Source organism: Alcaligenes faecalis, assembly GCF_002443155.1.
GTDB lineage: Bacteria > Pseudomonadota > Gammaproteobacteria > Burkholderiales > Burkholderiaceae_B > Alcaligenes > Alcaligenes faecalis.
Window position 1 is genome coordinate 1,798,191 of sequence record NZ_CP023667.1, and the last position, 25,847, is coordinate 1,824,037.

Genomic DNA, 25,847 nt, shown 5'->3' on the forward strand with positions numbered 1-25,847 from the left:
TGCTCCTTGGATCTGGCGCGCCGCCACGTCAGGAGTCGTATCCTACCGCATTGCTGCTGGCGCTTAACACCTGATTTTCCTGCCTCGGATAAGATGGAAGCCCTTATTTCCAGCCCAGGCTATGGGACTGCTCCAGGGCCTGGTGACGTTGGTCATCATCGGCATGCAGATAAATATTGGTCGTGGCGATGGACTCATGGCCCAGGGTGTCACGGATGATACGTAAATCCACCCCTTGGTCAGCCAAGTGAGAGCCTGCCGAGTGGCGCAGCCAGTGTGCCGAAGCCTGCTCAAGAATCCGGGCCTGAGACTCCTGGTCCGGATGCAAATCCCGCAAGCGGTCAGCACTGCCCTGAAAAACCTGTTTGACCAGCACATGCGCCATGGCTCGCGTCAGGTGCTTGTCGCTGGCACCGGCCGACATCAATAAGGGGTACGGCTCCAACGCCTGCGGGGCGCCCTCCAGACCATGCGCCTGCCGATAGCGCATCAGTTCGCCAAACAGTTCTTGCGTCAAAGGCACACGACGCCATTTGTCGCCTTTGCCGTGAATGTGCAACCACCACTGGGCTGTCTCTCCCGCATCGACACGTTCCTGAACATCGGCCATGCGAGCCTGAACCAGTTCAGAAATACGCAGAGCACCACCATAAAGAATAGAGAAGAGCCAACGCACACGGGCTTTATAGCGCAACTCGCTCTGCGTATCTTCGGGCAAAGCCTGGATGTAATCCTGCACCCAGCGCCATTGCAGTCGGCTCAAATACCGTTGCTGGGGGGCGGTGGTTTTCTTTTGACGGCGGCCTTGATGGGACAAAGCCAAAGGATTGCCCGCCAAATACCCCGCCTGCACCAACCAGCTAAATAAAGAGTTCAGGATCAATAAAGCCTGATTTCGGCTGCTTTCAGACAGAGGCCCGGCAAAGGGCCGCCACGCCGCATGGTGGCGGGCAGGGCGGGAGCGCCCTTGAACCACCCAACGATGGGCAGGTTGGGGGTCTGCCAGAAACAAACGATAAGCCAGTATGTCTTCCAGGCTAAGCGAGGACAGGTCCTTGCGACGCTCCAATACCGCCCATAACAAAAGCCGCTCCGCCTCCTTGCGATAGTTCGCGTAGGTACGCGGGCTATCTATATAGCGTGCCAACCAGGCTCGCAGCGCCTCTATATCTGTTTGCGCCTCAATCTGCGCCCGTCCTCCGAGAGAACGGTTTGCTCCTTGCCGCCCATCAAAACGGGCCAGCAATTGCGCAATATCGTCCGATCCCAGATCTGTTGAAGGCGAAGTTTTACTTATTTCCATGCTTAGGCAGAAAAACGGAGGCGTTAAGAGAGCAGGGAAGGGCTTTCAAACCCATCCCTGAGCAATCCGGCCTGTTAAAGGCTAGATATTTGACATTATAGAGATAATGTCAAATTATAGAATCCGATTTGTTGATAATTTTATATATTACGTTGTATTATTAATTAAATGATCAACCGAGGTGAAAAAATGGAGCAAAGCCAGCCAAACGAGAGCCAAATCCTGGCCGATGTTGCCCAATTGCGTGATCGCTTCAGCCATACGCAGACCTTGTACAAAGAAGTGGCTGCGCTCCTGTTTTTTCGCTATGGCGTCACGCCTACGGCCAACAAGCTGTACCAATTGGTGCGTAAAGGCAGCATGAGCGCTCCTGCTCAGGCACTACAGACGTTCTGGGAAGATTTGCGGGACAAAAGCCGGGTTCGGCTGGATGTGGCTGACATGCCCGAAGAGCTGCAAACCCTGACAGGGGATCTGCTGGGCCGTCTCTGGCAAGAAGCGATTGGGCAGTCAAAACAGCAGATGCTGCATTACCAGACCCAGGCTGATGAGCGCGTCGCCCAGGCTCAAGCCCAAAATCGGGAAGCCCAACAGGAGCTGGAAGTAGAGCAGGGGGCCTTGAAGAACGCCCAAGCCACTATAGAACAGCTGAAAGAAGCACTGCAGACAGCCGGTCAGGAGCAAGCAGCTTTAAAACAAGACTTGCTGCACGCCAAACAACGCCAAAACGAGCTGGAAACTGAAAAGCAGCTGGTTCAACAAGAGCTGCGCCGCCAAGGTGAACAGTTCACCCAGGATTTGGAACGTCTGCAAAAAGCCATTGAACTGACTGAAGAACGCGCCCAGGCCAACGAGCGCCGTGCATTGTTGGAGATCGACAAGGAGCGTTCCATTCAGACGCGACTGCGTCAGCAAATAGAAGAGGCCGAGCAAGCAAACAAAACCCAGCGTCAGGCTCACGAACAAGAGCTGAACAAACAACAGGATCAACTGCAGAAACTGCGTCAGGAGTTGGGACAGGAGCAGGGCGAACGGCGGGCCATACAAGCGGCCCTGGATATCAGCCACAGTTTGTCCAAAGAAATGCAGGGGCAGCTGCAAATGCTGCGCACACGTACTGCCTTGCTGGAGCGGGAGAATGAAGAGGCACGCAAGAAAGCCCAGCAGCTCAGTCAGGAGCTGGAACAGGCTCAAACTCAGCCCGTACGACCCGTGCGCTTGAAGCGACGGTTGATCAAGAGCGATCCTGAGCAATAAAACCTATAACAATAGGCAAGACGGCTAGCTTGATGTGCTTTCAATCACCTAAATGGATCGCGGCAAATGTAGCGGGAACTCAACCAAAAATCAGACAAAGCTGATCCTCTACTCTGATGAACAGCCCGCCGAACCGAAGGCAAGGGCAGTTCATCGTTCCCCTCATGCCTTAAGTCTTTTCGTCCTCCTGCTTCTAGTGCCCTCATGAATGAACCACTGCGTGCAACGGTCTGTTTTTGCGCAAACGATGCACAGAAGTCTCGTGCTAAGCTTTTGGCCATGCTGAACGCACCCATTTCATCTCGCAAAACGATAGGCTGGCTTTTATTGGTCGGCCTGCTTGTTTTGTTCGCCAGCATGGGGCTGGCCACAAGCTTTGCCGCGCACGCTACAACTCCACATACAGATCACAGCACCGTTCAGGGGCACCACGCCTCGTCGGGGCAGTCGCACCATAGCGCTCCCAACCATTGCAGCACTCCGCTGAAAGGTGGCTGCTGCGCTTGCCTGGCAACGCAGGCCTCACCACCTGAAACGGTCACATTACAGCCCGCGTTCCCTCCCGTTCCCCTGCATCAAAACTACATCTCCCGGCTGATTGGCCCCGCCCAGCCACCTCCGCGCTCGTCCTGATCATCTCGTCTTAACGGCCGCCCCAAGCTTCCAAAGCCTGTACTCACCAGGTTCGGGCGGCGCATGTGTATTGATGATTAATAGGGATAAACCCATGAAACGACGCGACTTTTTCAAACTGACCTTAGGTGCCAGCCTCTTGAGCAGCCTGCCCATGAGAACATGGGCACAAGGCATGATGGGCCACCACAGTTCCATGTCGGGAGATATGTCCGGCCACGGCATGATGGCTCGGCAAGGCTTGATGCCCCTACAAAAAATGCCGGCGGGACAGGCACTGCAAGCTCTGCCAGTGCTGAAAAACAGTAGTCAGAAAAAAGGGCTGTTTCAGGCGAAAATTACTGCAGCCGCCCACCAACGTGTACTCGCAGATGGCAAAATGACCGAGCTTTGGTTATACAACGGCCAAGCTCCCGGCCCGCTGATCGAACTGTATGAAGGCGATCACGTCGAAATCGAATTTGAAAACCAGCTGGATCAAGCCACTACGATTCACTGGCACGGCTTGCCCGTTCCCTCTGATCAGGACGGTAACCCGCAAGATGCCGTTTTGCCGGGACAAAGCCGCTACTACCGCTTTACCTTGCCCGAAGGCTGTGCCGGTACTTACTGGTATCACCCGCACCCTCACGGGAAAAGTAGCGAGCAGGTCGCTCATGGGCTGGGCGGAACCATTATTGTTCGTTCTCCCAAAGACCCGTTGAAGGAATACACAGAGCAACACTGGGCCATCAGTGATTTGCGACTGGATATCAACGGTCATATCCCGGCCAACACTGGTCCGGACTGGATGAATGGCAGGGAAGGGCAATTCGTACTGCTGAATGGTCAACGCCAGCCACTGATCCAGACCAGCACCGCAGAACGCATCCGAGTCTGGAACTCCTGTTCTGCCCGTTATTTAAGGCTGCACATCCCCGGCGCCCAGCTGATTCAAGTCGGCACGGATGGCGGCCTGCTGGAGCAACCCTTGCCCGCCGCCAACTCGATCCTATTGGCGCCTGCCGAACGAGTGGAGTTCTTTATTCAGGCGGAAAAAGACCTGAATAGCACCTTGCAAGCGCTGTACTACGACAGGCAAAAAATGATGGTCAAGGAAAAGCCCGAAACCTTCGCCCTGGCGGGACTGACAATCCGCCATCAGGAAATCGACCTGCCCAAGCAACTACGGACAATTCCGGCGATTCCTGCTGCCGCCAGTACCGCAAAAGTGGTGTTCAGCGAAGTCATGCCCATGAATCATGACATGTCCATGCAGTCTGGGCACGGGCCAGCCATGGAGAGCTCGTCGGGTATGAACCATCAGGGCATGGGGGGAATGAACCAGGAAACCATGATGCCCGGCATGGCGGCCATGCGCTCCATGTTCCGCATCAACAATCAGGTCTACGACATGGAGCGCATAGACCTGCGATGCCGGACCGGAGAGTGGCAATACTGGGATGTCATCAACGACTCCCATATGGATCACCCATTCCATCTGCACGGAACGCAGTTTCAGGTTCTGGAGCGCCAAACCGGTAGCAGATCTGTTGCCGAGACGTTCCGCGCCTGGCGAGATACCGTCAATCTGCGTCCCAACGAGACCGTTCGCCTTGCATTCCGCCAGGACTTGCCGGGCCTGCGCATGTTCCACTGCCACATTCTGGAACATGAAGACCTGGGCATGATGGCGCAGCTAATGGTGGAATAAGGATCGTCCGCCTTTCAGGCTGAAGTCTTGAGAAAGTCCGCCCTGCTGGCTGGTATGCCAGCAGGGCGGACAAAGCAGTCCTGCTTGAAAAAAACCCGACGTCGCCTGCATTACAATACTGCTTTTGAATTTCTCATTTTCAGCGGAGCACGCGCCATGAGCCTGTTGGGCACCCCTTTATCGTCGTCGTCGGACAAAATCATGCTCTTGGGCTCGGGAGAGCTGGGCAAGGAAGTGCTGATTGCGCTGCAACGCCTGGGGGTAGAAACCATCGCGGTAGACCGCTACGAGAACGCACCCGGCCAGCAAGTGGCCCATCATTCGCGCACCATCACCATGAGCGACGCCGAGCAACTGCGCGCCCTGATCGAACAGGAAAAGCCCACCCTGGTCGTGCCCGAGATTGAAGCTATTGCTACCGGCGTGCTGGAAGAGCTGGAAACCCAAGGCAAGGTGCGCGTCATACCAACCGCCCGGGCCGCTCGCCTGACCATGGACCGCGAAGGCATTCGCCGCCTGGCCGCCGAGACCCTGGGCGTTCCCACCAGCCCTTACCAGTTCTGCGAATCGCTGGAGGAACTGCAAGCCGCTATCGACGGCAAGATTGGCTACCCCTGCGTGGTCAAACCCTTGATGAGCAGCTCGGGCAAAGGCCAAAGCAAAATCAGCGGCCCTGATGATGTCGCCAAAGCCTGGGACTACGCCATGGCCGGTGGCCGTGTCAGCCAATGCCGCGTCATTGTGGAAGGCTTTATCGACTTCGACTACGAGATCACCTTGTTGACCGTCCGTGCCATCGGCGCAGACGGACAGATCGAAACCCAGTTCTGCGACCCTATCGGTCACAAGCAGGTGGATGGCGACTACGTGGAAAGCTGGCAACCCCAGCCCATGAGCCCCAAAGCCCTGCAAAGCGCGCGCGATATTGCCCAAGCCGTTACCCAGAACCTGGGCGGCCAGGGCTTGTTTGGCGTAGAACTGTTCGTGAAGGGCGATGAGGTCTGGTTCAGCGAAGTCAGCCCCCGTCCACACGACACTGGCATGGTCACCATGGCTACTCAATGGCAGTCCGAATTTGAGTTGCACGCACGCGCCATTCTGGGCCTGCCTGTGAATACTGCCTTGCGCATGCCCGGCGCCAGCGCCGTGATTTACGGCGGTGTAGACGCACAAGACGTGGACTTTCTGAATGTGGCCGAAGCCTTGCGCATCCCGCAAACCGATATCCGTCTGTTCGGCAAACCCGAGAGTTTTGAAAGGCGCCGCATGGGTGTCGCCCTGGCAGCAGACGCTGATCTGGAAACAGCCCGCGCCAACGCTCGCCAAGCTGCTGCCACCGTAAAAGTCCAAGCCCGCTAAAACAAGGAGTTTTCCACCATGCCCATCATCGTCGTCCTGCTGTTCATAGGGATTATTGCGGCGCTTGTGTATGGTGGAATGCAGCTCTTTACTCTGGTCAGCGCCAGTGCCGGGGTCATCGCCGCTATTTTGAGCCTGCTGATCGCGGCGGCCATTCTGGTGGCTCCCTTTATCGTATGGCGACGCCGTTATCTGGCCATCCACGGCAAAAAACAACAAGGCCAGCGCATTCTGGAACTGGCTTTACCCGATGGCGCGATACGCCTGGATGCCTTGCAAAAACGCGGCCAGATTCAAACCGGGCAGGGGACACGCGGGTTTATTTTTGCGGATATAGAAGCGGTCGAGTTGCAGAGCAGGGGATTGAGACTGACTTTGCGTAACCCGGCGCAAAGCTGGGACATTCAGCCTGCCCATGCTGCAGAAGCCAAACGTTGGCACAAGATACTTAGTCTGGCAGCGCGGCAGGATTTATAAGGCTCGTCGTCTCTACAAGCAGACAATACGTTCAACAGAAGTAAAGCCGTCGCTTCCTTATACAGTACGCAACAAAGCCTTGCCGGTAAAAACCACTTGCAGCCTTATACCTGCTCACTGACCTGATCAGACAAGGCCGGCTCATTCAGGCTGATCATGTGCTCATCCAGGGACTCCAGCGTTTCGACCACCTTACGCAGCACCTGAATACGCGCCGCCTTTTTGTCCTTGCTGGGCACAATATGCCAAGGCGCCATGTGGGTATCGGTCTGGGCAAACATCTCCTCAGCCGCACGTTGATAGGCCGTCCATTTCTCCCGATTACGCCAATCATCCTCCGTAATCTTGTACGCCTTGAAGGGCGTTTCCTCACGAGCTTTAAAGCGCTTTAGCTGTTCGTCCTTATCAATATCCAGCCAGAATTTGATCACCGCCGTGCCATTGGCCAGCAACTGCGCCTCAAATTCGTTAATTTCCTCGTAAGAGCGCTGCCAGGCAGCGCGGGAGATCAGTTTCTCCACGCGCTCCACCAACACACGGCCGTACCAGGAGCGATCAAAAATGGATATTTCCCCCAGACGCGGCAATTTGCGCCAGAAGCGCCATAAATAAGGACGCGCCAGCTCCACAGCATTAGGGGCAGAAATAGGGTGGATGTCGTAAGTGCGTACATCCAGGGCTTCGGTCAAACGGCGAATCGTACCGCCTTTACCCGCTGCATCACGTCCCTCAAAAACCAGCACCAAAGAATGCTTGCGGAAGGCTTTGCTGCGTACCGCGCTGGACAAACGACCCTGCCAATGCAAAAGCTCTGCATCGTAATCCAGCACGGGCTCAACAGGAGGAGGGGACTGCAAGGTGGCGGTCGGCACATTCAAACGGAACGGGAACGCATGGGGCTCCTTGACCTGTCGCGGCACGATTGGCTTGTCCATGGCTTGCAGAACCACTTTCGCCAACGATACATCCCGCAAATTCTGATCCGCACTGGGGATCACGACCCAAGGGGCGTAATTTCTGTGAGTCAGATTAATGGTTTGCGTAGCCGCATTGCGCAAGTGCTTGAACTGCTTGTGAACTTTCAGGTCGGCCTTGCTGACACGCCAGGCGGTATTGGGATCAGCCAACAAGGTGGCGCATCGGTTCAACTGCGCCTGGGCGGAAAGATGGAACCACAATTTCAAAACCTGCACGCCCTGATAGGCCAACTGCGCCTCAAAACGATTGATCAGGTGGGTATACAGCGCGATCTTGGCTGGATCGGGTTCTTTGCGGCCTAGTTCTTTCATCAAAGGGGCGTACCAGGAGCCGAACACCAAACCCGTCTGACCACGAGCAGGCAGGCTATTCCAATAACGCCACATCAAAGGGCGCATGGCTTCTTCTTCACTTAACTTGCCAAAAGCCAAGGTATGGACGTGACGAGGGTCCAGCCAAGTATTCAAGGTGTTGATAGCAGAGCCTTTACCCACGCCGTCCATCCCAGCTACCACGATCAGCAGCGTCTGATCTGCTTTCTGCAGGCGCTCGTATTGCTTCATCAACAGCGCTTCGCGCAGCATTTCTATCTGTGGTTTGGCCTGTTCATCACTCAAGCTGGGATCGCGTTCGGCAAACTGTAATACATGGCCCATGGTGTTTCGCTCCGGTTCATATAGCCCGTCAATATAACCATGCGAGGGAAAACTTAACTACCTTGGAGGAAAAATAATCTGCAAGAAGAGTGCAGCCAGAATAGAGGTAGAAAGGCGTTCTTGTGGGCAGATAGTAAAATCGATTATTCAGTGACTTTACATAATATACATTATGCGATGTTTATAAAGATCCAGCCTGGCATATTCCCAGGCCTTGTACCTTGATCCCTCCCAATGACTACTTACCGCCTGTTGCGTCCAGGAATGTCCCAGTCACAAAGGACGCCTCAGAGCTGGCTAGCCATAAAATTGCACGCGCCACTTCCTCTGCTTGCCCGCCACGTCCCATCGGAATGCTGTCCTTCAAGCGATCCACGCGGTCCGGCTCGCCACCGCTGGCGTGCATCTCGGTATAAATATGGCCAGGCCGAACGCAATTCACACGAATCCCTTCCCGAGCGACCTCTTTAGCAAAGCCCGTTGTGAAGGTCTCCAATGCTCCTTTTGAAGCGGCGTAATCCACGTATTCGTTCGGACTGCCAAGCTTGGCCGCTATCGAGGAAACATTGACCACAGAGCCGCCTCGCCCACCATGGCAATAAGCCATGCGTTTGGCCGCGTGTTGCGCACACAGCATGGGACCAATCGTGTTGACCGCAAAAGTGCGCTGCATGCGCTCGAAGCTGAGATCCTCCAGACGAGACTGCTGAAACAACACGCCTGCGTTATTCACCAGGACGTCTATCCGCCCAAACCTTTGGTCGATCTGCTCAAACAGCCGGCTTATCTGCTCAGGGTCTGCGCAATCTGCCTTGACAGCAAGAGCTTGCCGACCTGCCGCCTCTACTGCAGTGACCACCGCCAAGGCATCTGATTCGCGTGCAACATAGCTAAGAACAACGTTGTAGCCCTGTTGTGCGGCCAGGCGCGCTGTCGCTGCTCCTATGCCACGACTCCCGCCGGTAATCAAAATAACTGGATAATCTGACGCCAAACCCATTTGCCTATCTCCAACGTACTGTTTGAAGGCATGATAAGGCGAAAAACCAGGTTGGACGTAAAACCGATGCGCATCGGCTCCGGCCCCCATCCAAAGTCATTGCGTATAAAGGTCGGAGCAATTCCGACCTGTCTGCCTCAAGGTGCCAGGGACAAAGCCTGTCTCGTATTCATGGGAGTATCCGGGTTGGTGATGCCAAGCGCCGGATTCAGTACGGGATTACCGACCGGCAAATGACCCTTGAATTTAAAAGACTGCAAATTGGCTAAAGAGATAGCGAGCTTGGCGTTGATAAAGTTGAAGGGAACGATGATTTCCAGTTCTGTGCTCGTATGCGGTCCCCGATAGAGATACCCCTGTAATCCCAGCGTCTCAATCAGCGGTTTGCTCTCAGGGATTTGAATCCCTATGTCGCTCAATGCTTTCCTGACCAGCCTGGCTTTTTCTTTTTGTGGAACATTAAGATCCGCTATTTCGCTGCCCGTAATGTCAACGAACTGGGTTTTTCTGCCCTTGCCGTCAAAATTGTTAACGGTAGACGCTTCAATATAGATCAGGTTGATATAGGCATCGCCCGTACCGTTTTCAGGTAGGGAATCCGGCAGATAACCTTCCGCGGTAGCCCGGTCTTCGGCGATATAAAGCCCGGCCCAATCGTCTTTTTTCCCTTCGGGATAAGATTTTATGATTTCTCGGTGATTCAGATTCTTGGCAGTAATACCAGAGGATTTGTAGCCAAGAAATACGCATGTGGGCCCTGGCTGTATGGCAATACTCGTTATTTTCGCTTTAACGGTCATCTCAATATCTCCCTATCAAGGATATCCAATACAAGATTAATAGCCCCCGATTTTTATATTTTTTTAATTATTAATAAAACCAAATAAACACCACAGGCAAAGATATAGTGACCAGGTAAAAACCGTCAACCAATCAAGGCGACTAACTAAAATTATTTATCCCATACAATCAGTCAGTTAAGGAACCAACTTTAATCTATCAGCAAGCGTATTAATTTCACCCTTTCACTTTCAGAGAAGAAACAATCTTTACAGATTTCCAATCCAGACTCATCTGCAAACATAGCCGCTTTAGCAGCAGAAAAATGTGATCCGTATTCGATCAATGGAATCGCATAGCGTTTATCAATAATGCTCCTGCCGCATTCAATGTTCGACAGAGGGGTTCCAAAAGCACAGAGCACAGAGCACAGAGCACAGCATTCAGCCTATGCGGCTTTTTATAGTTATTGTTTGCACCGCGTCAGGGCTGATTACTCAAGAGAAGCCCGTCTTACAGAGTAAGCTTGAAACCCTTGTGACTGGCCGTGAAACCCAGTTGCTCATAAAACCGATGAGCATCCGTTCTAGCCCTATCCGAGGTCAGCTGCACAATGCGGCATTGACGCTGACGGCATTGCTCGACCGCCCACAGAATCATCAAACGGCCCAATCCGGAGCCACGCGCCGAGCTGGCGATGCGTACGGACTCAATTTCCCCACGCCAGGCACCTTGATGCGACAAGCCGGGCATATAGCTGATCTGCAAGGTTCCGACCACAGCGCCATTCAGCTCTACAACGGCCAGATACTGGTTTGGATCCGCTTCTATCGCTGCAAAGGCATCCAGATAGGACTGCGCCAGGGGCAGACTGGTATTTTCACGCTCTTGGCCCAAAATATCGTCGGCCAACATGGCCACGATCGCTTCCAGATCTGCTGCTACAGCACGACGAAAAACAGGGGTAGACGTCAATTCAAACTCCTCATCAAGAAATAGACGAAATGGATCTGAAATTATGCCTCCTGGAGCTGACCAATCCGTGACTAGCCCTTCATTCCGGCTGCGTATTGTCTGTAATTGCTGACTTATCAGGCGTTTTCTGTGCGTCCAACCAGGCCAGCCAGGAAGCTTGCAGGCGCCAGGCGCTGGCAGCACCGGGAGCGTAGCCCATGATTTCCTCGATTTCTGGCAGAGAAAAACCACGCTCGATCAAACCTGCACCAAAAGTATTACGCAAACGCTGTGGCGTCATCAACAGATCCATCTGCTTGATCCCCCATTTGCTGACGATACGAGCCAGCGTGGCAGGATTCATCTGTGCCTGGGGACGCGCAGCGCTGATCTGACGGCTACCAGGAAAGACCCGGCTGTCTTTTACCCAAGCGGAAGCATCTTCGGCTCCGCTAAAGATCAACCAGCTACGCAAAATGCTTTCGCACCAGACAGGCACAACAACGTCGCGTTTTGCCGCGCCAGCAAGCCTGAGCAAAAGAGTGCCATCACGCCAAAGAGCTGTCTCCTCGTGATCTGAGTCGTCTGTTTCTGAAGACTCTGCAGTGCATTTGGCTACGCCTACCGCGCAAGGGTGCAACTGCCCCAACTCCACCGGGCGCAAGCCTGTGCCCAGCATCACGGCCACAATCGTCATATCCCGATATTCACGCCAGCGGGCAGCAATGGTCATATCACTGGCCAACTCCAGGACTTGCAACCGGGAGCGCAGGGCCTTGATCGTGGCAAGGCATTGATCTACGGAAAGAAACTGAGTGGTCTGGTTGTCGGGCGCCTGACGCCAGCTTTCCTTGAAAGGATCATTGATGGCGGGGGCCAGTGCGGGGTTTTCCGAGCGGCCATCCTGGCGGCAGAGCTCTTCATAAGCACGGGCAATGACTTGTTGATAGCGCTCGCGCTGCGGCCGGCGCACCTCGTCTAGATTGCTCAAAAAATCCCGGATATCCACGGGTTTGATCTGGGTGTACTGCTTTTTGTGATCTTGCAGCGCCTGCAAGAAGCGTCGCCACAAGGTGCGATAAACCCGCTGCGTGCTGGGCGCCATGGGCGGGCGTTGATGCTGCAACCACGTGTCAAACAAGGCCTCCGCCGAGATATCGGCGGCCTGCGAGCCCAAAATGGGCAGGTCAAACTGCCCTTCTTCTCTTGTAGACCGTTTTTTCATTGTATCTTTGTCTTTTCCGTTAATTGCATTTTTATAATAGAACTTTACAGTGGATTGATGCAACTTCGTCTTATCAGACAATGGAATGTATTTTCTTCCATTTCCGCAGTCGGATCCGAGCATTCGCATAAGGTGAGGCCGTATTGAACTGAATCATGCGTCCTTGAGAATACTTCTTGTACCAAGGCGCTCCATACAGAGCATCATCTGTACTTTGCTCGACCAAGGCAACAATACGAGCTTGCGCCTCCTCCAGGCGATTTAATAAGTCCGAGTACGACACATTGGCAAAGTCGGCATAGAACTTCTGTGCCAGACGCCCGAGCTCGTTCCATTTAAAACCGGTTTCCGGGAAATCTACCGGCAAACCTTTGGCCTTGCCCTGGCTCCACTTCAAAACCAGTTCGTTCCATCCGATCAAATAAGCGACCAGATCAGCCACACTCATTTGCGTCCCCTTGGCATGACCTTCCAGGTCTTTTTCACGAGCACGCGTAACAGGAACAGTAGCCAGATCTGCAGCCAACTTTTGATAATTGCTGCAAATGGCCACTAATAAATCGTGTTTGTTTTGAGGCACAGCCATATGATTGCTCTTCTTGCTCAAGACCGAACCACACCGTACTGCCCCACCTTTTTCATGCAGCCGTGTGGCATCACTTAACGATAAAGGTTCTGATGAACCCAGCCCTTATTGGTCAGAATCATTCTTGCCTGCCCCTCTACTTCCTGGGCCGTCAACGCACGCAGATCCTCGTAAGTATCCTGAACCGCACTATCCTTGATCCAGCCCGCCGCATCGGCCAGATGATAGACATAGCTCACCTGACTGACCGTAAACCCGCCCGCGCTGGCCGGTTCTGTAAAGTAGCTGATGCGGTCCAGAACCAGGCGGCCTGTACAAAATGCATCATGCTCGCCTTGGGACTGCTCGGAGCTGGAGCGACGCAAATACGTGTCCGCATTGGCATCCAGCTCGTAGCGCGGCGCATCTTCTTTTCCTACCTGACGCAGTAAACCCACCTTGGCCAAGGCAGCCAGACGAGCCCGATCTTCAACGATCAAGGGCGAATCATGCTCAGCCTGATAGGGATACACACGTCCGGGCACGCCTACACACAAACCATCTCGGGAATCCAGGTAGCTTTGGATCGCACTGCTGAAATTGTCCTCATTGGCCTTTTTAGAGTCCTGGCACCCTGCCAACATACCGGCAACCACGACGACCAACGCTGTTTTCCACATAAATACTTCCCTTGCTTGCGTGCTGAAAGAACGAGTTTAGCCCGCCCCCATGGCGCACTAAAAGCCTTGTCACAAGAAGACAAGAAAATAGTGGGCTGGCACGCTAAAAGTCCCATACCCCTCAATATTGCATTACTGCATTGCAAAATCTGGTCTTTTACGATGCTTACAAACAGGTTAAAGTTTCTTGGCTTCGTAAATGAAAGGCATTATCAATGAGCATCACCCCCGTTCCAGTTGCCACTCCACGCTACACCCTCGTAGCACGCATCTTGCATTGGCTGATGGCCCTGGCCCTGACCGCCTTGGTGACCGTGGGCTACACCATGAAAACCTTGCCCCTGTCCCCGCTGAAACTGCAAGTCTATTCCTGGCACAAATGGGCCGGTATTTCCCTGCTGGTACTGGTGATCCTGCGCCTGCTCTGGCGTTTGTTGAACCGCCCCCCTGCTCTGCCCGCCGGCATGTCGTCTTTCAGCCGGACTCTGGCCCACTGTGGTCATGCCGCTTTGTACCTGCTGATGATTGGCATCCCCCTGACGGGCTGGTTGATGAGTTCGGCCAAAGGTTTCCAGACGGTGTGGTTTGGCGTGATCCCCCTGCCCGATCTGGTTTCCAAAGATAAACCTTTGGGCGAGCTGCTGGTCCAAGTCCACATCTTTTTGAATTACGCCCTGATTACCATGGTCAGCCTGCACATTCTGGCGGCCTTGAAGCATCAGTTCATCGACCGTGACGGCTTGCTACGCCGCATCACCTTTACTTTAGGCAAAGCCAAATCATGAAAAAATCTGTCTTCGTGTCCCTGTTGATCGGCTCTCTGGGCCTGAGCGCCAGCCTGGCGGCCAACGCCAAGAACTACCAAACCCTGGACACCCAAAATAGCGAAATCGGCTTTCAATATTCCCAAATGGGCGTGAAGCTGGATGGTCAATTCCGCAAATTTGAAGGCGAGCTGAACTTCAACCCCGAAGCCCTGGATCAGTCCAAGGTGGTGTTGAAAGTGGCACTGGATAGCGTTGATACCGGCTCGGAAGAAGCCGATGACGAATTGCAGGACGTACGTTGGTTCGACATTGACGCACATCCGCAGGCCGTTTTCAGCTCCAAGAGTTTCCGTGCCGTCAGCGCCCAGCAATATGAAGTGCAAGGCACGCTGCAGATCAAAGGCCGTGAACAGCCAGTGACTGTCATGGCGACCATGGCTCCCGAAGGCGACAAAGCGACCTTTAGCGGTGCCTTTGAAATCAAGCGTGGCGATTTTTCTATCGGTGAAGGCTCCTGGTCCACTTACGACATCGTGGCCAACGAGATCACCGTCAACTTCAAGATTGATGCGAAGTAAGCACACGCATCAGCGCCCCCTCTCCCTACCTGCATTACAAGGATTACACCCTCATGATCAAGCCAGTGATTGCCCTGTCCGCCAGTTTTCTGTTTGCTTTTGCCGCTCAGGCAGCGCCGGTGACCTATCAGGTTGAACCCAGCCACACCTTTGTGCACTTCAGCTACAAGCACTTGGGCCTGAGCACGCAAAGCCAGCGCTTTGACAAGGCCCAGGGCACCGTGACCCTGGACCAGGAAGCCAAGACCGGCAGCATCGACATGAAAGTTGACACCCGTTCGGTCAGCACCGGCTTTCCGCTGTTCAACGAACACATCCAGGGCAAGGATCACTTCAACACAGAGCAGTTCCCCGAAGCGACTTTTGTGTCCAAGGACATTCAGTTCGACGGTGACAAGCCTGTGTCCGCCAAGGGCGATCTGACCATCAAGGGTGTTACCAAGCCCGTGACCATGACCATCGAGTCCTTCCTGACCATGCCCAAGCATCCCATGATGAACAAACCCGCTCTGGGCGCGGATGGCAAGATCGAGATCAAGCGCAGCGAGTTTGGCATGGCTGCCAACGTGCCTTACGTGGGTGATGAAGTCACCATCCGCATCGCATTGGAAGCCATTGCCCAGTAATAGCGAGCCTCTCGCTACACAGGAAGTCTGATTACAGGATTTCCTGAACCACTTCCAGGGGACGCGCCAGACGCGTCCCTTTTTCTGTCACCACGATAGGACGGTTCAACAAAATGGGGTTGGTCTCGATGGCAGCCAGCAAGTCCTCGTCGCTCAGATCAGGATTGCCCAGATTCAGCTCGCTGTAGATGGCTTCTTTGCTGCGCATGGCCTCACGTACGGTCAAGCCCGTGTCCGCAATCAGCGCTTTGAGTTCACTGCGCGACAAAGGCGTTTTCAGGTATTCGATGATCTCGGGTTCCAGACCTTTTTCACGCATCATGGCCAGGGCATTACGTGAAGTACTGCAGCGCGGATTATGATAGATTTTGCTCATGACAGTCTTTGACTTCCTATAAACCGTATTCAGGCGAACAATAGTAGCCCAGCGCCGCCGGATACGTCATCTGGGTAGCTTGCTGCAGACAGGCCAGCGTCTTCACTTAGCCAGGAGAACACATGATCGACCTGTATTACTGGACCACTCCCAACGGACATAAAATCACGATGTTTCTGGAAGAGTCCGGTCTGCCTTACACCATCCACCCCATCAATATTGGCCAGGGCGATCAATTCAAACCCGAGTTCCTGCGCATCGCCCCCAATAACCGCATTCCCGCCATTGTCGATCAGGCCCCGCAAGACGGCGGCGAGCCTATCTCCCTGTTCGAGTCCGGTGCCATTCTGCAATACCTGGCAGAAAAAACCGGCCAGTTCCTGTCTGCCGACTTGCGAGTCCGCACCGAAACCTTGCAGTGGCTGTACTGGCAAATGGGGGGTTTGGGCCCCATGGCGGGTCAGAATCACCACTTCAACGTCTATGCGCCCGTAAAAATCGAGTACGCCATCGATCGCTATGTGCGTGAGACAGGCCGCCTCTACGGTGTGCTGAACAAGCACCTGGAACAGCGCGACTTTATTGCCGGGGACTACTCCATTGCCGATATGGCCAGCTACCCCTGGATTGTCTCCCATCAGCGCCAAAGCCAGAACCTGGACGATTTCCCGCATTTGAAGCGCTGGTTCCAGCGTATTGGCGAGCGCCCGGCGACCCGGCGCGCCTATGCCCTGGTCGAACAGATCAATCCTGGCTCGCCTGCGCATGACGACAAGGCCCGTCAAATCCTCTTTGGCCAAGATTCCAAAACTATCCGATAGGACTACGATCCCATGACCTTACAGCGCCCCTATCAGCTGCTGCTTATTGGCCTGACAGCCATGGCTCTGTCTGCGTGTTCCAGCACGCCCAGCAATATTTCCCTGATTCCGACGCAAACCCAGGATCAGACTGAAAAAGATGGTGTGTTCACGCAGCCTCTGGACTACAAGCACGTCAAACCGGGCTGTACCGGTGAATGCCCTCGCCTGGAGGTGAAGTCCCTGATTTTCCCCGGCAATTCCGAACTGACCCGCTTGGTTGATGAAAGCCTGGCACATATGACGGTCATCACAGATCGCCATCCTGGCTACCGTGGCCTGAAGGAATTCGAGAACTACTATTGGGCTACCGCCAATAATCGCGACGAAGTGCATTTGTCTGCCCGTACGCGTTACCGCAACCGGGATCTGACCGTTGTAGAACTGAGCTCGGGCATTTACATGACCGGTGCCGCGCATGGCATTACCGCCACCCAGTTCATCAACTGGGACAATCGCCTCAAGACCGCCCTGCCTCTGGATCGCATTATTGCTCCCGGCAAAATTCGGCCGTTTCAGGAGCTGGTTCGCCAAGCCCATAACAACTGGGTTTCCAGCCTGAGTGAAGCGCGGGAAGACCGCGCAGGCTGGGACAGAATGTGGCCCTTCCAGCCTGCCCAGAATGTGGCTCTGACCGATCAGGGTCTATTGGTGAAATACAACCCTTACGAGGTCGCCCCCTATTCGTTCGGTCAACCCGAGTTGCTGCTGCCTTATTCGGAACTGCGCGGTATTCTGCGTCCTGACTACCTGCCCGCCAATTAAACGTTCGGCTCATATAAAGCACACAGGCAGCGCGTTTCGGGCTGCCTGTTAATAAACACAGTATTTTTTGTACGCTAGGTAAAGCCCGGAATCTTGAGCCCTGGCAAGCCGGAACCGAGCCTGTCCTTAGCGTCCGATTCCCCCCTCTTTCAAGCTCCCATACCATCATGTCTGATAACTTGTTCCGCTTTCACGACCTGTTTGCTCAACTGGGTCTGCCCAACACCCCCGAGGCGATTGCCAGCTTTCTGGAAAAACACCGCCCTTTGCCCAATGACGTCCTGCTGGCCGACGCTCCCTTCTGGAACGCGTCGCAGGCCGAGTTCATTCGGGAAAAACGACTGCAGGACTCTCCAGAGTGGATCCAGATCATTGACCAGTTAAGTGAAGCCCTGCGTCAAACAACAGGCGTGCTGAACCTGTCCGGCCCTTGCCGCGTTCTGGCCCTGTCGGGCAGCCTGCGTCAAAACTCCTTCAACACCGCTCTGGCACATGCCGCTCAAGCCCTGGCCCCCCAAGGCATGGCCATTGATGTGGCTACCCTGCATGGGATTCCCTTGTATGACGGCGATATCGAGAGCAAGGACGGCATTCCAGAAGCCGTGCTGAGCTTGAAGGAAAAGATCCTGAACGCCGACGCCCTGCTGCTGGTCACCCCGGAATACAACAACGGCGTCCCTGGTGTGTTTAAAAACGGGATCGACTGGTTATCCCGCACGGACATGAAAGCCATCTTCTCGGGCCGCATTACGGGGCTGATCGGTGCCTCCATGGGTGGCTTTGGCACGATTTCCTCCCAAGCAGCCTGGTTGCCTACGCTGAAAATGCTGGGTGTGTCCCTGTACAGCGGCGGCTCTTTGCTGGTGTCTCGCGCGCAGAACTCCTTTGATGCGGAAGGCAAGCTGCAAGATGAGAATATTCAGAAAATGCTGAGCAACTACCTCCAGGGCTTCCAGACCTTTGTGCATGCTTCGCATATGGCCAAGGCGCAAGAAAAAGCTAATTAAGCAGCAACAGCTCAAAAAGCTTATAGGACTTTGCCTATAGGGCTGCGACAACCTGAGCCGATAAGTGGGGTTATGTCGTAGGAAGCCCGTATCACTACACACCCTCAGGACCGCAGCAACAAAAAAGGAGCCTTCAAGGCTCCTTTTTCCATCCTGTCACGGATCAAGGCTGTACAGGCTTGTCGAAACGGTCCAGGTCAAAATAACGACTGGTACTGCCCGACGAAGCGGGCTTGGAGCTTGAGCTATCCGCTGCAGGAGCGGGTTCTGGTTCTACCGTCACCGTTTGCACCCGATTCAGATCGGGCTGTTCGACCCGCTCTGGTACGCCGTATGTCTGTACCGCTCCCCCTGAATAAGTCCCCGCTGCAGCAGGCGCAGAGGCTGCTTTGCGTGCGACGGCCTGATCCAGGTAGCTGGCCAATTGTTCATGATTCGCCGAACGAGCCCAGTCTGCCGGACTCAAACCTTGGGCATTTTGCATACTCGGATCCGCACCCGCTGCCAATAACACATCGACTACAGCCCGTTTGCCCGACAAGGCAGCCATCATCAAGGGACTGGTCCCATCAGGTGCAGGCGCATTCACAATCGCTTTCTGAGACAGCAGATAGCGTACCGTCTCCTCGTGCCCTTTGGAGGCGGCATAGTGCAAAGGCGACCAGCCCACCCGATTCACTTGGCCACCTCGCGCTTGCAGATCACGCAAACGAGCGGTTTCCCCCATCAGCGCCAGATACATCATGGGGGTCTCGCGGGTCTCGTTCTCGATATTCACATTGGTTTGGCGATTGGCCAGCAAGGTGTCCACCACTTTCCAGGACTTGTTGCGGATCGCCAGCATCAAAGAGGGATTGCCCTTGGAGTCCACCGCATTGGGGTTCGCCCCTTTGATGAACTCCTGCTCGATGATATTGGAACGATCATTTTCCAGCGCCAAATACCAGTTCCGGCTTTCCAGCTCCTGTTCCTGCGCCGACACGGGGGCTGACAAGAGCAAGGCCAGTGGAAGCATCATGGAAAGGATGGTTTTATTAGGTATTTTTCTTTTAAAAATCATGTTATTAAATCCTTTTCATAAAGTACTTTATCAGGTTATGAAAGTACAAATGGCTGCTGCTTCAAGCGTTGCTCTTCCGTAATCAAGACGGCAACATTTAGCTATAAACAACTTCAAGAACAATCAATAAACTCTTGATTATTAATACAAATTAGCCTTTTAAAGCCAGTTTTCACCTGAACCAAAAGACGAAAAAAATTACGTAAATTTCTATTTTTATGTCTAAAATCAAACAATTAGATAGAAATCTTAAAGCAATAAATTAACTTTAAATTGCTTTTTTACAAGGTACTGAATCCGAACTAAGACGGACTCTACAGCTTCACAAAAACCTCTAAATGAAATTAACTTAAAGCTGTACCTTACTGAATAATCTGAAGAAATTCTCCGTGCTGGCCTCTTCTACTTCCTTAACTGAGATCCCACGAAGCTCCGCAATCTTCTCGGCCACATGAATGACCAGGGAAGGATTATTGGTTTTGCCACGATACGGTACAGGAGCCAAAAACGGCGAGTCTGTTTCGATCAGCAAGCGATCCAGCGGCACTCGCTGTGCCACCTCTTGCAGCTGAATCGCGTTCTTGAAGGTCACAATCCCGGAAAAAGAAATATAAAAATTCAGATCCAACGCCGCTTGTGCCACTTCCCAGGTTTCCGTGAAACAGTGCATCACGCCCCCGGCAATCTGCGCCTGCTCTTCGCGCATGATGGCAATCGTGTCTTCACTGGCCGAGCGGGTGTGGATAATCAAGGGCAGGCCCGATTCACGGCTGGCACGGATATGGGTACGGAAACGCGCACGCTGCCAATCCAGAGGCTCTTGCAAGCGGTAATAGTCCAGACCGGTCTCCCCAATCGCCACAACTTTAGGGTCTTGAGCATGCTTGAGCAGTTCCTCGACCGTCGGCTCGGTGACTTTCTCGTAATCCGGATGCACACCCACCGAGGCAAACAGATGGCCGTGAGGACGCACCAGGTTCATCAAACCGGGCCAGTCGTCCATATCCACGCTGACCACCAGCGCACAGCCCACCTGGTTCTGGCGCATCCTGTCCAGGATGTCGTCCAGATTTTCAGCAAGCTCGGGGAAATTAAGATGGCAATGCGAATCAACAAACATGATTAGAGGGTACTTTTTTAAACACGACGACATGCCTGGTGCAAACGGTCCAGGGCATGATGAATAAACAATTTAGCATTGAGCGGATGATTGCCCAGCCTCTTTTGCTGGACCAGCCACTTCAGGGCTTCCGTCACCGCTGTGGTGTTGGATTGGGCTGCCAAGGCATCAATGCGTTTTTGCAGGGAAGGATAGTAACGCGCTGGTTGGGCAAAGCCACCCAGCTGAATATCGACAAACAAACGCTGCCAATGGTCGATCCACTCTTGGGCAGGCAGTTTTTCCAGCGTATCGGCCAAGGACAGGTCCGCCTCTCGACCCGCTTTCAGCACCCCATCCATCCAGGCACTGAGCCAATCGGGACACGGAGCATTCATGTCCTGGCTGGCACTCAACGCTTTTAGCGGTGCCCCGCCCCAGGCAGCCAACCAGTCCGAGGCCTGATCCACCCCTTGTTGCTCCAGCCATTGCACCGATTGCTGGGCATCGGGTGCGGGTAAAGGCAAACGGCGGCAACGCGACACCAGTGTGGGCAGCAGCCGATCTGGTGCATCGGCAACCAGCAAAAAGACAGTACGATCTGCGGGCTCTTCCAGCACCTTCAGCAAGGCATTGGCGGATACCAGATTCAGGGCTTGAGCCGGATACAGCACCGCGACGCGCCAGCCCCCTCTATGGGTGGCAGTATTGAACCAATGCTGCAACTGACGCAATTGCTCCACCCGGATTTCACGGGAAGGATTTTTACGGGCGGCTGAATCCTTGGCCAGATCGCCTTCCTGGGTATCTGGCCCCTGCTCTTCAAGAGCAAGCGCATCCGGGCGCAGCAGACGCAAATCGGGGTGATTCCCCCCCCGCACCCACTGACAGGCCTGACATTGGCCACAAGCCAGACCCTGCACCGGCTGATCGCACAATAAACTGGCCGCGGCCGCTCGGGCGAATTGCGTCTTGCCGATGCCCGGCAGACCGTGGATCAGCCAGGCATGGGCAAAACGCTCCCGATTGCCCAACCAGCTTTGGGCGGTCTCGATCTGCCAGGGTAGAAAAGTCAAACTATCGGACACCGTATTGCCTCAAGGTTGCACATCAAAAGGCCTGATTCACGCAGGAACGACAAGGCCATCGTCCCCGCTTGAACAGCTCAGCGCACATTGTAATATGAACCGGTAAAATGCCTGCTCCACTACCAAGGATGATGAAGTGAGCTTATTGATCGGGCTGGCCGCCAAAGCGCGTTCAGGCAAAGACACCGTCGCCAGTTTGCTATTGGCACACAACCCCTTATTGGCCGCCTATGCCCTGGCCGACCCCGTAAAAATGGGTTGCGAAGTGCTGTTTGGCTTGAGCCCGGCCCAGGCCTGGACAGACGACAGCCTGAAAGAAGTGCCAATTGCCCTGTGGCAGCGCTCCCCCCGTCAGTGTTTCCAGCTACTGGGAACGGATTGGATGCGCCAGCGCGATCCCGATCACTGGCTACGCCGCGCCCAGCATGTACTGGAATTCGGGCCAGGCGCCCCCCTGGCCAAAAACAGTCAGGACTACTCGGTCTGGGCGCTGGCCCTGGCGGCAATTTACGGCATGTCGCCTGAACACCTGGATGACGAACAGGCTGATCAAGTGGATGCCTTCTGGGGCTTGAGCCCGCGTCAGGCGGCCGAGCACCTGCGCAATCAGGTTCTGGCTGAATACCCAGATTACGAGCAACGTCGCCAAAGCCTGCCCCTGTTCCCGCCCAGCCACCAGCTTCCTGATATGAGCCAGGCCCGCTGCCTGCTGATTAAAGACATTCGCTACGAAAACGAGGCCAATTTTATCCGTGCGCACGGCGGGGAAATCTGGCATATCGAACGTCCCGGCAATCCAGTGATCAGCCAGCACTCTTCCGAGTGGGGTGTGGAACGCGCCCCCCAGGACTATCTGATTCGCAATGACGCGGGCCTGGAAGAACTGGCCAGCAAGGTCCGTGATGTGTGGACGGGGTTTACACAACGGCACGGTCTGACGCTCTGATCCCCTGTCACCTGGCTAGGGTTTTAACCCTCTGGACACTACCCGACATTCCCCAAGAAGCATTCAGGCCCCGAAAGGGGCCTGTGTTGTGTTTAACGCTTCAGAATATATTTGGCGACGGCCCGATTATGTGCGGCCAGATTCGTCGAGAACTCGCTGGTCCCATCTCCACGCGACACAAAATAATAGAAATTGTGCTTTTCCGGATGCAGGGTCGCCATCAAGGAGGCCTTGCCGGGACTGGCAATCGGCGTGGGAGGCAGGCCATTGCGCGTATAGGTGTTCCAGGGCGTATCCGTCGTCAGATCCCGCTTGCGAATACGGCCGTCATAGGCCGAACCCATGCCATAAATAACAGTCGGGTCTGTCTGCAATGGCATGCCTACGCGCAAACGGTTCATGAACACCCCGGCCACGCGTGCCCGGTCCTGGCTGTGGCCCGTCTCGCGCTCCACGATGGATGCCATGATCAAGGCTTCATATGGGGTCTTCAAGGGCAAATCCGCGTCCCGGTCCGCCCAAAGCTGCTCCAGCAGCTCCTGTTGGGCCTGAAAACCGCGACGCAGGATGTCCACGTCCGCCGTACCTGGCACAAACACATAGGTATCGGGATAGAACAGGCCTTCAGGATGGACCGCTTCCACGCCAAAACGCTTCAGCAAATCAGCATCACTGACATCCGCCAAGGTCTGCCGGACCTGCGGATTGCTCGCAAGCGTTTCACGTATCCGTTGATAGGTCCACCCTTCGGGAATCGTCAGGCGGGTTTGCAGCATATTGCCGCTGGACATGCGCTCCATCACCATCCAGGGCGTATCACCACGCACAGCTTCGTAGGCACCCGCTTGCAAGGAGGTATCCAGACCGGAGAGTCGCGCCATCCAGACAAACGCATCTTCCTGAATATCTATCCCGGCCTGCTGCATGCTGCGTGCAATCGCGCGGGGGCCGGAGCCTGCAGGCACCACATAGTCGATGCGTTCGGCACTCATCGTCACGGGCTGTTTCTTGGCCCAATACCAGGCACCACCCGCTATCACACAGGCGGCGACCACCAAAAGGCCCAACAGGGCAGAGAAGATCTTGACAGTTTTTTTCATGCGAGCGCTATTGTAAACAGAATGAGGCGGCATATTCTTGAATATGTGTCACAGCCAAACACAGAAACCCGGGCCCGCCCCCATCAGTGGAACCGTCTACCCAACCCATGCCCTGATCCCAGCGGGGATATGCCCCTGAAACCGGCCTCACACACGGTATCATTGATGTTTAAATTTATTTTTTTCGTTCAGCCATGACCGGAATGCCTGCCCCCACCTCTTTTGCCCTGCCTGATTTGTGTGTCCTCCAATTTCAAGGAGCCGATGCCGTGTCCTTTCTCCATGCTCAAGTCAGCAATGATCTGGAGCATCTGGCTGCCGATCGCGCCTGCATCGCGGCCTATTGCACCGCCAAAGGCCGCAGCTTGGCGACCATGGTGTTGTGGCGCGAGCAGGACGAAACGGTCTATGCCCTGGTACGTCGTGATCTAAGCGAAGCCCTGATCAAGCGCTTGCGCATGTTCGTGCTGCGCAGCAAAGTCACAATCAGCCTGGCCGAGCTGCAGGTTTACGGTGTGGCGGATCAATCCAGCGCCCAGGCCGTCTGGAGTTTGCAGCACGATGGTGGCGACACCCTGATCCAGGCCCCTGGCGATCTGGATGGCTTGAATCGCCACTGGCGAATTTCTCCCCAGCCAGACGCGACTGCGCAAGCCTCTGATGGTCGTTGGGAAACAGCGGATATTCTGGCCGGTTTGCCCTGGATCGGCGCCGACACGCAGGATTTGTTCATTCCCCAGACCCTGAACCTGGACCTGATTGACGGCATCAACTTCAAGAAAGGCTGCTATCCGGGCCAGGAAGTGGTAGCGCGTAGCCATTATCGGGGCACGATCAAGCGCCGCATGATGGCCGCCCGTACCGCTGTTCTGGACACGGCACCACAGACGCCGGAAGCTGCCGATGTGTTTCTGGTCTCACAGAATGCGGAACCGCTGGCCGCCGCGCGCATTATCAACCGTGCCTGGCAAGCCGAGCAGCAGCGACTGTATGTCTTGATGGAAGTGGTACTGGCGGACCTGGAACAAGGCCAGTTTCAGCTGGAGCAAGGACAGGCGCTGGAACTGCAGCCCCTGCCCTACGCGCTGCCAGAACTTAGTTCTTCTGACGGTACAAATTAAGAATGCTGGAGAAATCCAGCCCTGCATTCTGACCCTGTGCGGCGTGCAAGGCGAACAGGTTACGGGCCAGTTCGCCTAAAGGCGTCGCACTGTTTTGACTCACTGCCGCATCGGCGGCCAGACCCAGGTCTTTCAGCATCAGGCCTGTCGCAAACCCACCCTGATAGTCACGCGAGGCCGGTACATCCGGCATCACGCCAGGCCAGGGGTTGTACAGTTCGGTCGCCCAGTTACGGCCGGAGCTGCGCGCCATGATGGACGACAGCACGGCAGGGTCCAGACCGTGGGCAACGCCCAAAGCCAAGGCTTCAGCGGTACCCGCCATCAAAATTCCCAAGAGCATATTGTTGCAAATCTTGGCAACCTGACCCGCACCGGCTTTACCGGCGTGGAAAATGTTCTTGCCCATGGCATCCAGATAAGGACGCGCCTTTTCCAGCGCCGGATCCTCGCCCCCAACCATAAAGGTCAAGGTACCGGCAATGGCGCCACCCGTACCACCGGAGACAGGTGCATCCAGCATCAACAAACCCAGCTTGGCTGCCTTGGCGGCCAGATCCTGGCTGGTTTGCGCATCAATCGTGCTGCAATCGACCAGCACTGTGCCGGGGGCCACAGCCTGCAGCAAGCCGTTCTCGCCCTCATAAACCTGACGAACGTGGCGGCCAGCGGGCAGCATGGTAAAGACCATCTGGGCATCTTTGGCGATGTCCACGGCCGATTCGCCCACCTGTGCCCCCGCCTCCTGCAGTTCCTTCATGGCTTCCGCATTCAGGTCAAAGACTTTCAAACTATGACCGGCTTTGAGCAGATTCAGCGCCATGGGTTTGCCCATATGGCCCAGCCCGATAAATGCAATCGTGTTACTCATTTTGTCTCCTCGTCATTATGAAA

The 25,847-nt window shown here is 54.8% G+C and carries 26 protein-coding genes; 12 read left to right on the plus strand and 14 right to left on the minus strand.

Annotated features, from left to right (window positions below; genetic code table 11):
- Positions 1-103: 103 nt before the first annotated feature.
- Positions 104-1,303 (minus strand): tyrosine-type recombinase/integrase, encoded by a 1,200-nt coding sequence (locus CPY64_RS08395; RefSeq protein WP_052362862.1) that lies wholly within the window; start codon positions 1,301-1,303, stop codon positions 104-106.
- A 189-nt stretch (positions 1,304-1,492) separates the two neighbouring features.
- Here CPY64_RS08395 and CPY64_RS08400 point away from each other — a divergent pair, with 189 nt between their 5' ends.
- The 4 genes from CPY64_RS08400 to CPY64_RS08415 all read left to right on the plus strand — a co-directional run bounded on the left by CPY64_RS08400 (position 1,493) and on the right by CPY64_RS08415 (position 6,722).
- A complete protein-coding gene (locus tag CPY64_RS08400; protein WP_042480679.1) occupies positions 1,493-2,560 on the plus strand; it encodes a DNA-binding protein in 1,068 nt (355 codons plus the stop codon).
- Between the two features lie 727 nt (positions 2,561-3,287).
- A complete protein-coding gene (locus CPY64_RS08405) occupies positions 3,288-4,886 on the plus strand; it encodes a multicopper oxidase family protein (RefSeq protein ID WP_042480682.1) in 1,599 nt (532 codons plus the stop codon).
- 156 nt (positions 4,887-5,042) lie between these two features.
- On the plus strand, positions 5,043-6,245 hold the full coding sequence (gene purT / locus CPY64_RS08410) for a formate-dependent phosphoribosylglycinamide formyltransferase (protein WP_042482131.1): 1,203 nt from the start codon (positions 5,043-5,045) through the stop codon (positions 6,243-6,245).
- Between the two features lie 18 nt (positions 6,246-6,263).
- A complete protein-coding gene (locus CPY64_RS08415) occupies positions 6,264-6,722 on the plus strand; it encodes a hypothetical protein (RefSeq protein ID WP_042480685.1) in 459 nt (152 codons plus the stop codon).
- A gap of 104 nt (positions 6,723-6,826) precedes the next feature.
- Here CPY64_RS08415 and pap read toward each other — a convergent pair whose 3' ends face one another.
- The 7 genes from pap to CPY64_RS08450 all read right to left on the minus strand — a co-directional run bounded on the left by pap (position 6,827) and on the right by CPY64_RS08450 (position 13,560).
- Entirely contained in the window at positions 6,827-8,356 is a 1,530-nt protein-coding gene (gene pap, locus CPY64_RS08420; RefSeq protein ID WP_042480687.1) for a polyphosphate:AMP phosphotransferase, read from the minus strand.
- 238 nt (positions 8,357-8,594) lie between these two features.
- On the minus strand, positions 8,595-9,356 hold the full coding sequence (locus CPY64_RS08425) for a glucose 1-dehydrogenase (RefSeq protein ID WP_042482133.1): 762 nt from the start codon (positions 9,354-9,356) through the stop codon (positions 8,595-8,597).
- A gap of 137 nt (positions 9,357-9,493) precedes the next feature.
- Positions 9,494-10,156 carry a hypothetical protein gene (locus CPY64_RS08430; RefSeq protein ID WP_042480690.1) on the minus strand — a complete coding sequence of 221 codons (663 nt, stop codon included), beginning with the start codon at positions 10,154-10,156 and terminating at the stop codon, positions 9,494-9,496.
- A gap of 493 nt (positions 10,157-10,649) precedes the next feature.
- The gene (locus tag CPY64_RS08435; RefSeq protein ID WP_042480692.1) at positions 10,650-11,111 is read right to left on the minus strand and encodes a GNAT family N-acetyltransferase; all 462 of its coding nucleotides are present in this window, start codon (positions 11,109-11,111) and stop codon (positions 10,650-10,652) included.
- 79 nt (positions 11,112-11,190) lie between these two features.
- Positions 11,191-12,315: a site-specific integrase gene (locus CPY64_RS08440; RefSeq protein ID WP_042480696.1), complete on the minus strand. Its 1,125-nt coding sequence runs from the start codon at positions 12,313-12,315 to the stop codon at positions 11,191-11,193.
- Between the two features lie 73 nt (positions 12,316-12,388).
- Positions 12,389-12,922 carry a ClbS/DfsB family four-helix bundle protein gene (locus CPY64_RS08445; protein ID WP_269780401.1) on the minus strand — a complete coding sequence of 178 codons (534 nt, stop codon included), beginning with the start codon at positions 12,920-12,922 and terminating at the stop codon, positions 12,389-12,391.
- A 53-nt stretch (positions 12,923-12,975) separates the two neighbouring features.
- Positions 12,976-13,560 (minus strand): hypothetical protein, encoded by a 585-nt coding sequence (locus CPY64_RS08450; protein ID WP_042480700.1) that lies wholly within the window; start codon positions 13,558-13,560, stop codon positions 12,976-12,978.
- 215 nt (positions 13,561-13,775) lie between these two features.
- On the opposite strand from CPY64_RS08450, the gene CPY64_RS08455 reads away from it, so the two are divergent.
- The 3 genes from CPY64_RS08455 to CPY64_RS08465 are packed head-to-tail and all read left to right on the plus strand — an operon-like array spanning position 13,776 to position 15,531.
- A complete protein-coding gene (locus CPY64_RS08455) occupies positions 13,776-14,345 on the plus strand; it encodes a cytochrome b (protein ID WP_042480703.1) in 570 nt (189 codons plus the stop codon).
- The gene (locus CPY64_RS08460) at positions 14,342-14,905 is read left to right on the plus strand and encodes a YceI family protein (RefSeq protein WP_042480704.1); all 564 of its coding nucleotides are present in this window, start codon (positions 14,342-14,344) and stop codon (positions 14,903-14,905) included. The genes CPY64_RS08455 and CPY64_RS08460 overlap by 4 nt, the downstream gene beginning before the upstream one ends.
- Positions 14,906-14,958: 53 nt before the next feature.
- Complete coding sequence (locus tag CPY64_RS08465) at positions 14,959-15,531, plus strand: YceI family protein (protein ID WP_042480708.1); 573 nt, start codon at positions 14,959-14,961, stop codon at positions 15,529-15,531.
- A 31-nt stretch (positions 15,532-15,562) separates the two neighbouring features.
- On the opposite strand, the gene arsC is transcribed toward CPY64_RS08465, so the two are convergent.
- Positions 15,563-15,907 (minus strand): arsenate reductase (glutaredoxin), encoded by a 345-nt coding sequence (arsC, locus tag CPY64_RS08470; RefSeq protein WP_042480710.1) that lies wholly within the window; start codon positions 15,905-15,907, stop codon positions 15,563-15,565.
- Positions 15,908-16,029: 122 nt separating this feature from the next.
- Here arsC and CPY64_RS08475 point away from each other — a divergent pair, with 122 nt between their 5' ends.
- The 3 genes from CPY64_RS08475 (at position 16,030) to CPY64_RS08485 (ending at position 18,539) form a co-directional block, all read left to right on the plus strand.
- A complete protein-coding gene (locus tag CPY64_RS08475) occupies positions 16,030-16,728 on the plus strand; it encodes a glutathione binding-like protein (protein ID WP_042480713.1) in 699 nt (232 codons plus the stop codon).
- 12 nt (positions 16,729-16,740) lie between these two features.
- Complete coding sequence (locus tag CPY64_RS08480; RefSeq protein WP_042480716.1) at positions 16,741-17,532, plus strand: RsiV family protein; 792 nt, start codon at positions 16,741-16,743, stop codon at positions 17,530-17,532.
- Between the two features lie 167 nt (positions 17,533-17,699).
- Positions 17,700-18,539: a DUF2789 family protein gene (locus CPY64_RS08485; protein ID WP_080723680.1), complete on the plus strand. Its 840-nt coding sequence runs from the start codon at positions 17,700-17,702 to the stop codon at positions 18,537-18,539.
- Between the two features lie 163 nt (positions 18,540-18,702).
- Here CPY64_RS08485 and CPY64_RS08490 read toward each other — a convergent pair whose 3' ends face one another.
- The 3 genes from CPY64_RS08490 to holB form a co-directional block, all read right to left on the minus strand.
- Complete coding sequence (locus CPY64_RS08490; protein WP_042480719.1) at positions 18,703-19,557, minus strand: ankyrin repeat domain-containing protein; 855 nt, start codon at positions 19,555-19,557, stop codon at positions 18,703-18,705.
- 391 nt (positions 19,558-19,948) lie between these two features.
- On the minus strand, positions 19,949-20,719 hold the full coding sequence (locus tag CPY64_RS08495) for a TatD family hydrolase (protein WP_042480721.1): 771 nt from the start codon (positions 20,717-20,719) through the stop codon (positions 19,949-19,951).
- 17 nt (positions 20,720-20,736) lie between these two features.
- Positions 20,737-21,786, minus strand: coding sequence for a DNA polymerase III subunit delta' (gene holB / locus CPY64_RS08500; RefSeq protein ID WP_042480724.1), 1,050 nt, complete (start codon positions 21,784-21,786; stop codon positions 20,737-20,739).
- Positions 21,787-21,922: 136 nt separating this feature from the next.
- Here holB and CPY64_RS08505 point away from each other — a divergent pair, with 136 nt between their 5' ends.
- Positions 21,923-22,732 (plus strand): deoxynucleotide monophosphate kinase family protein, encoded by an 810-nt coding sequence (locus CPY64_RS08505; RefSeq protein ID WP_052362864.1) that lies wholly within the window; start codon positions 21,923-21,925, stop codon positions 22,730-22,732.
- Between the two features lie 92 nt (positions 22,733-22,824).
- Here the strand turns inward: CPY64_RS08505 and mltG are convergent, their stop codons facing one another.
- The gene (mltG, locus tag CPY64_RS08510) at positions 22,825-23,832 is read right to left on the minus strand and encodes an endolytic transglycosylase MltG (RefSeq protein WP_042480726.1); all 1,008 of its coding nucleotides are present in this window, start codon (positions 23,830-23,832) and stop codon (positions 22,825-22,827) included.
- 269 nt (positions 23,833-24,101) lie between these two features.
- Here mltG and ygfZ point away from each other — a divergent pair, with 269 nt between their 5' ends.
- Entirely contained in the window at positions 24,102-24,953 is an 852-nt protein-coding gene (ygfZ, locus tag CPY64_RS08515) for a CAF17-like 4Fe-4S cluster assembly/insertion protein YgfZ (RefSeq protein ID WP_226791354.1), read from the plus strand.
- Here ygfZ and mmsB read toward each other — a convergent pair.
- Positions 24,928-25,824, minus strand: a complete 897-nt coding sequence (mmsB, locus tag CPY64_RS08520; protein WP_042480732.1) for a 3-hydroxyisobutyrate dehydrogenase — start codon at positions 25,822-25,824, stop codon at positions 24,928-24,930. The genes ygfZ and mmsB overlap by 26 nt on opposite strands.
- Positions 25,825-25,847: the final 23 nt, after the last annotated feature.

Bases quoted from the DNA above. Each gene is read 5' to 3' on its own strand.
- CPY64_RS08425 (WP_042482133.1), bottom strand. From the start codon at position 9,356: ATGGGTTTGGCGTCAGATTATCCAGTTATTTTGATTACCGGCGGGAGT.
- CPY64_RS08475 (WP_042480713.1), top strand. From the start codon at position 16,030: ATGATCGACCTGTATTACTGGACCACTCCCAACGGACATAAAATCACG.
- CPY64_RS08465 (WP_042480708.1), top strand. From the start codon at position 14,959: ATGATCAAGCCAGTGATTGCCCTGTCCGCCAGTTTTCTGTTTGCTTTT.
- mltG (WP_042480726.1), bottom strand. From the start codon at position 23,832: ATGAAAAAAACTGTCAAGATCTTCTCTGCCCTGTTGGGCCTTTTGGTG.
- CPY64_RS08450 (WP_042480700.1), bottom strand. From the start codon at position 13,560: ATGTGGAAAACAGCGTTGGTCGTCGTGGTTGCCGGTATGTTGGCAGGG.
- CPY64_RS08460 (WP_042480704.1), top strand. From the start codon at position 14,342: ATGAAAAAATCTGTCTTCGTGTCCCTGTTGATCGGCTCTCTGGGCCTG.
- CPY64_RS08395 (WP_052362862.1), bottom strand. From the start codon at position 1,303: ATGGAAATAAGTAAAACTTCGCCTTCAACAGATCTGGGATCGGACGAT.
- CPY64_RS08480 (WP_042480716.1), top strand. From the start codon at position 16,741: ATGACCTTACAGCGCCCCTATCAGCTGCTGCTTATTGGCCTGACAGCC.
- arsC (WP_042480710.1), bottom strand. From the start codon at position 15,907: ATGAGCAAAATCTATCATAATCCGCGCTGCAGTACTTCACGTAATGCC.
- CPY64_RS08440 (WP_042480696.1), bottom strand. From the start codon at position 12,315: ATGAAAAAACGGTCTACAAGAGAAGAAGGGCAGTTTGACCTGCCCATT.
- pap (WP_042480687.1), bottom strand. From the start codon at position 8,356: ATGGGCCATGTATTACAGTTTGCCGAACGCGATCCCAGCTTGAGTGAT.
- CPY64_RS08455 (WP_042480703.1), top strand. From the start codon at position 13,776: ATGAGCATCACCCCCGTTCCAGTTGCCACTCCACGCTACACCCTCGTA.
- CPY64_RS08485 (WP_080723680.1), top strand. From the start codon at position 17,700: ATGTCTGATAACTTGTTCCGCTTTCACGACCTGTTTGCTCAACTGGGT.
- CPY64_RS08430 (WP_042480690.1), bottom strand. From the start codon at position 10,156: ATGACCGTTAAAGCGAAAATAACGAGTATTGCCATACAGCCAGGGCCC.
- CPY64_RS08415 (WP_042480685.1), top strand. From the start codon at position 6,264: ATGCCCATCATCGTCGTCCTGCTGTTCATAGGGATTATTGCGGCGCTT.
- CPY64_RS08495 (WP_042480721.1), bottom strand. From the start codon at position 20,719: ATGTTTGTTGATTCGCATTGCCATCTTAATTTCCCCGAGCTTGCTGAA.
- purT (WP_042482131.1), top strand. From the start codon at position 5,043: ATGAGCCTGTTGGGCACCCCTTTATCGTCGTCGTCGGACAAAATCATG.
- CPY64_RS08400 (WP_042480679.1), top strand. From the start codon at position 1,493: ATGGAGCAAAGCCAGCCAAACGAGAGCCAAATCCTGGCCGATGTTGCC.
- mmsB (WP_042480732.1), bottom strand. From the start codon at position 25,824: ATGAGTAACACGATTGCATTTATCGGGCTGGGCCATATGGGCAAACCC.
- CPY64_RS08405 (WP_042480682.1), top strand. From the start codon at position 3,288: ATGAAACGACGCGACTTTTTCAAACTGACCTTAGGTGCCAGCCTCTTG.
- CPY64_RS08490 (WP_042480719.1), bottom strand. From the start codon at position 19,557: ATGATGCTTCCACTGGCCTTGCTCTTGTCAGCCCCCGTGTCGGCGCAG.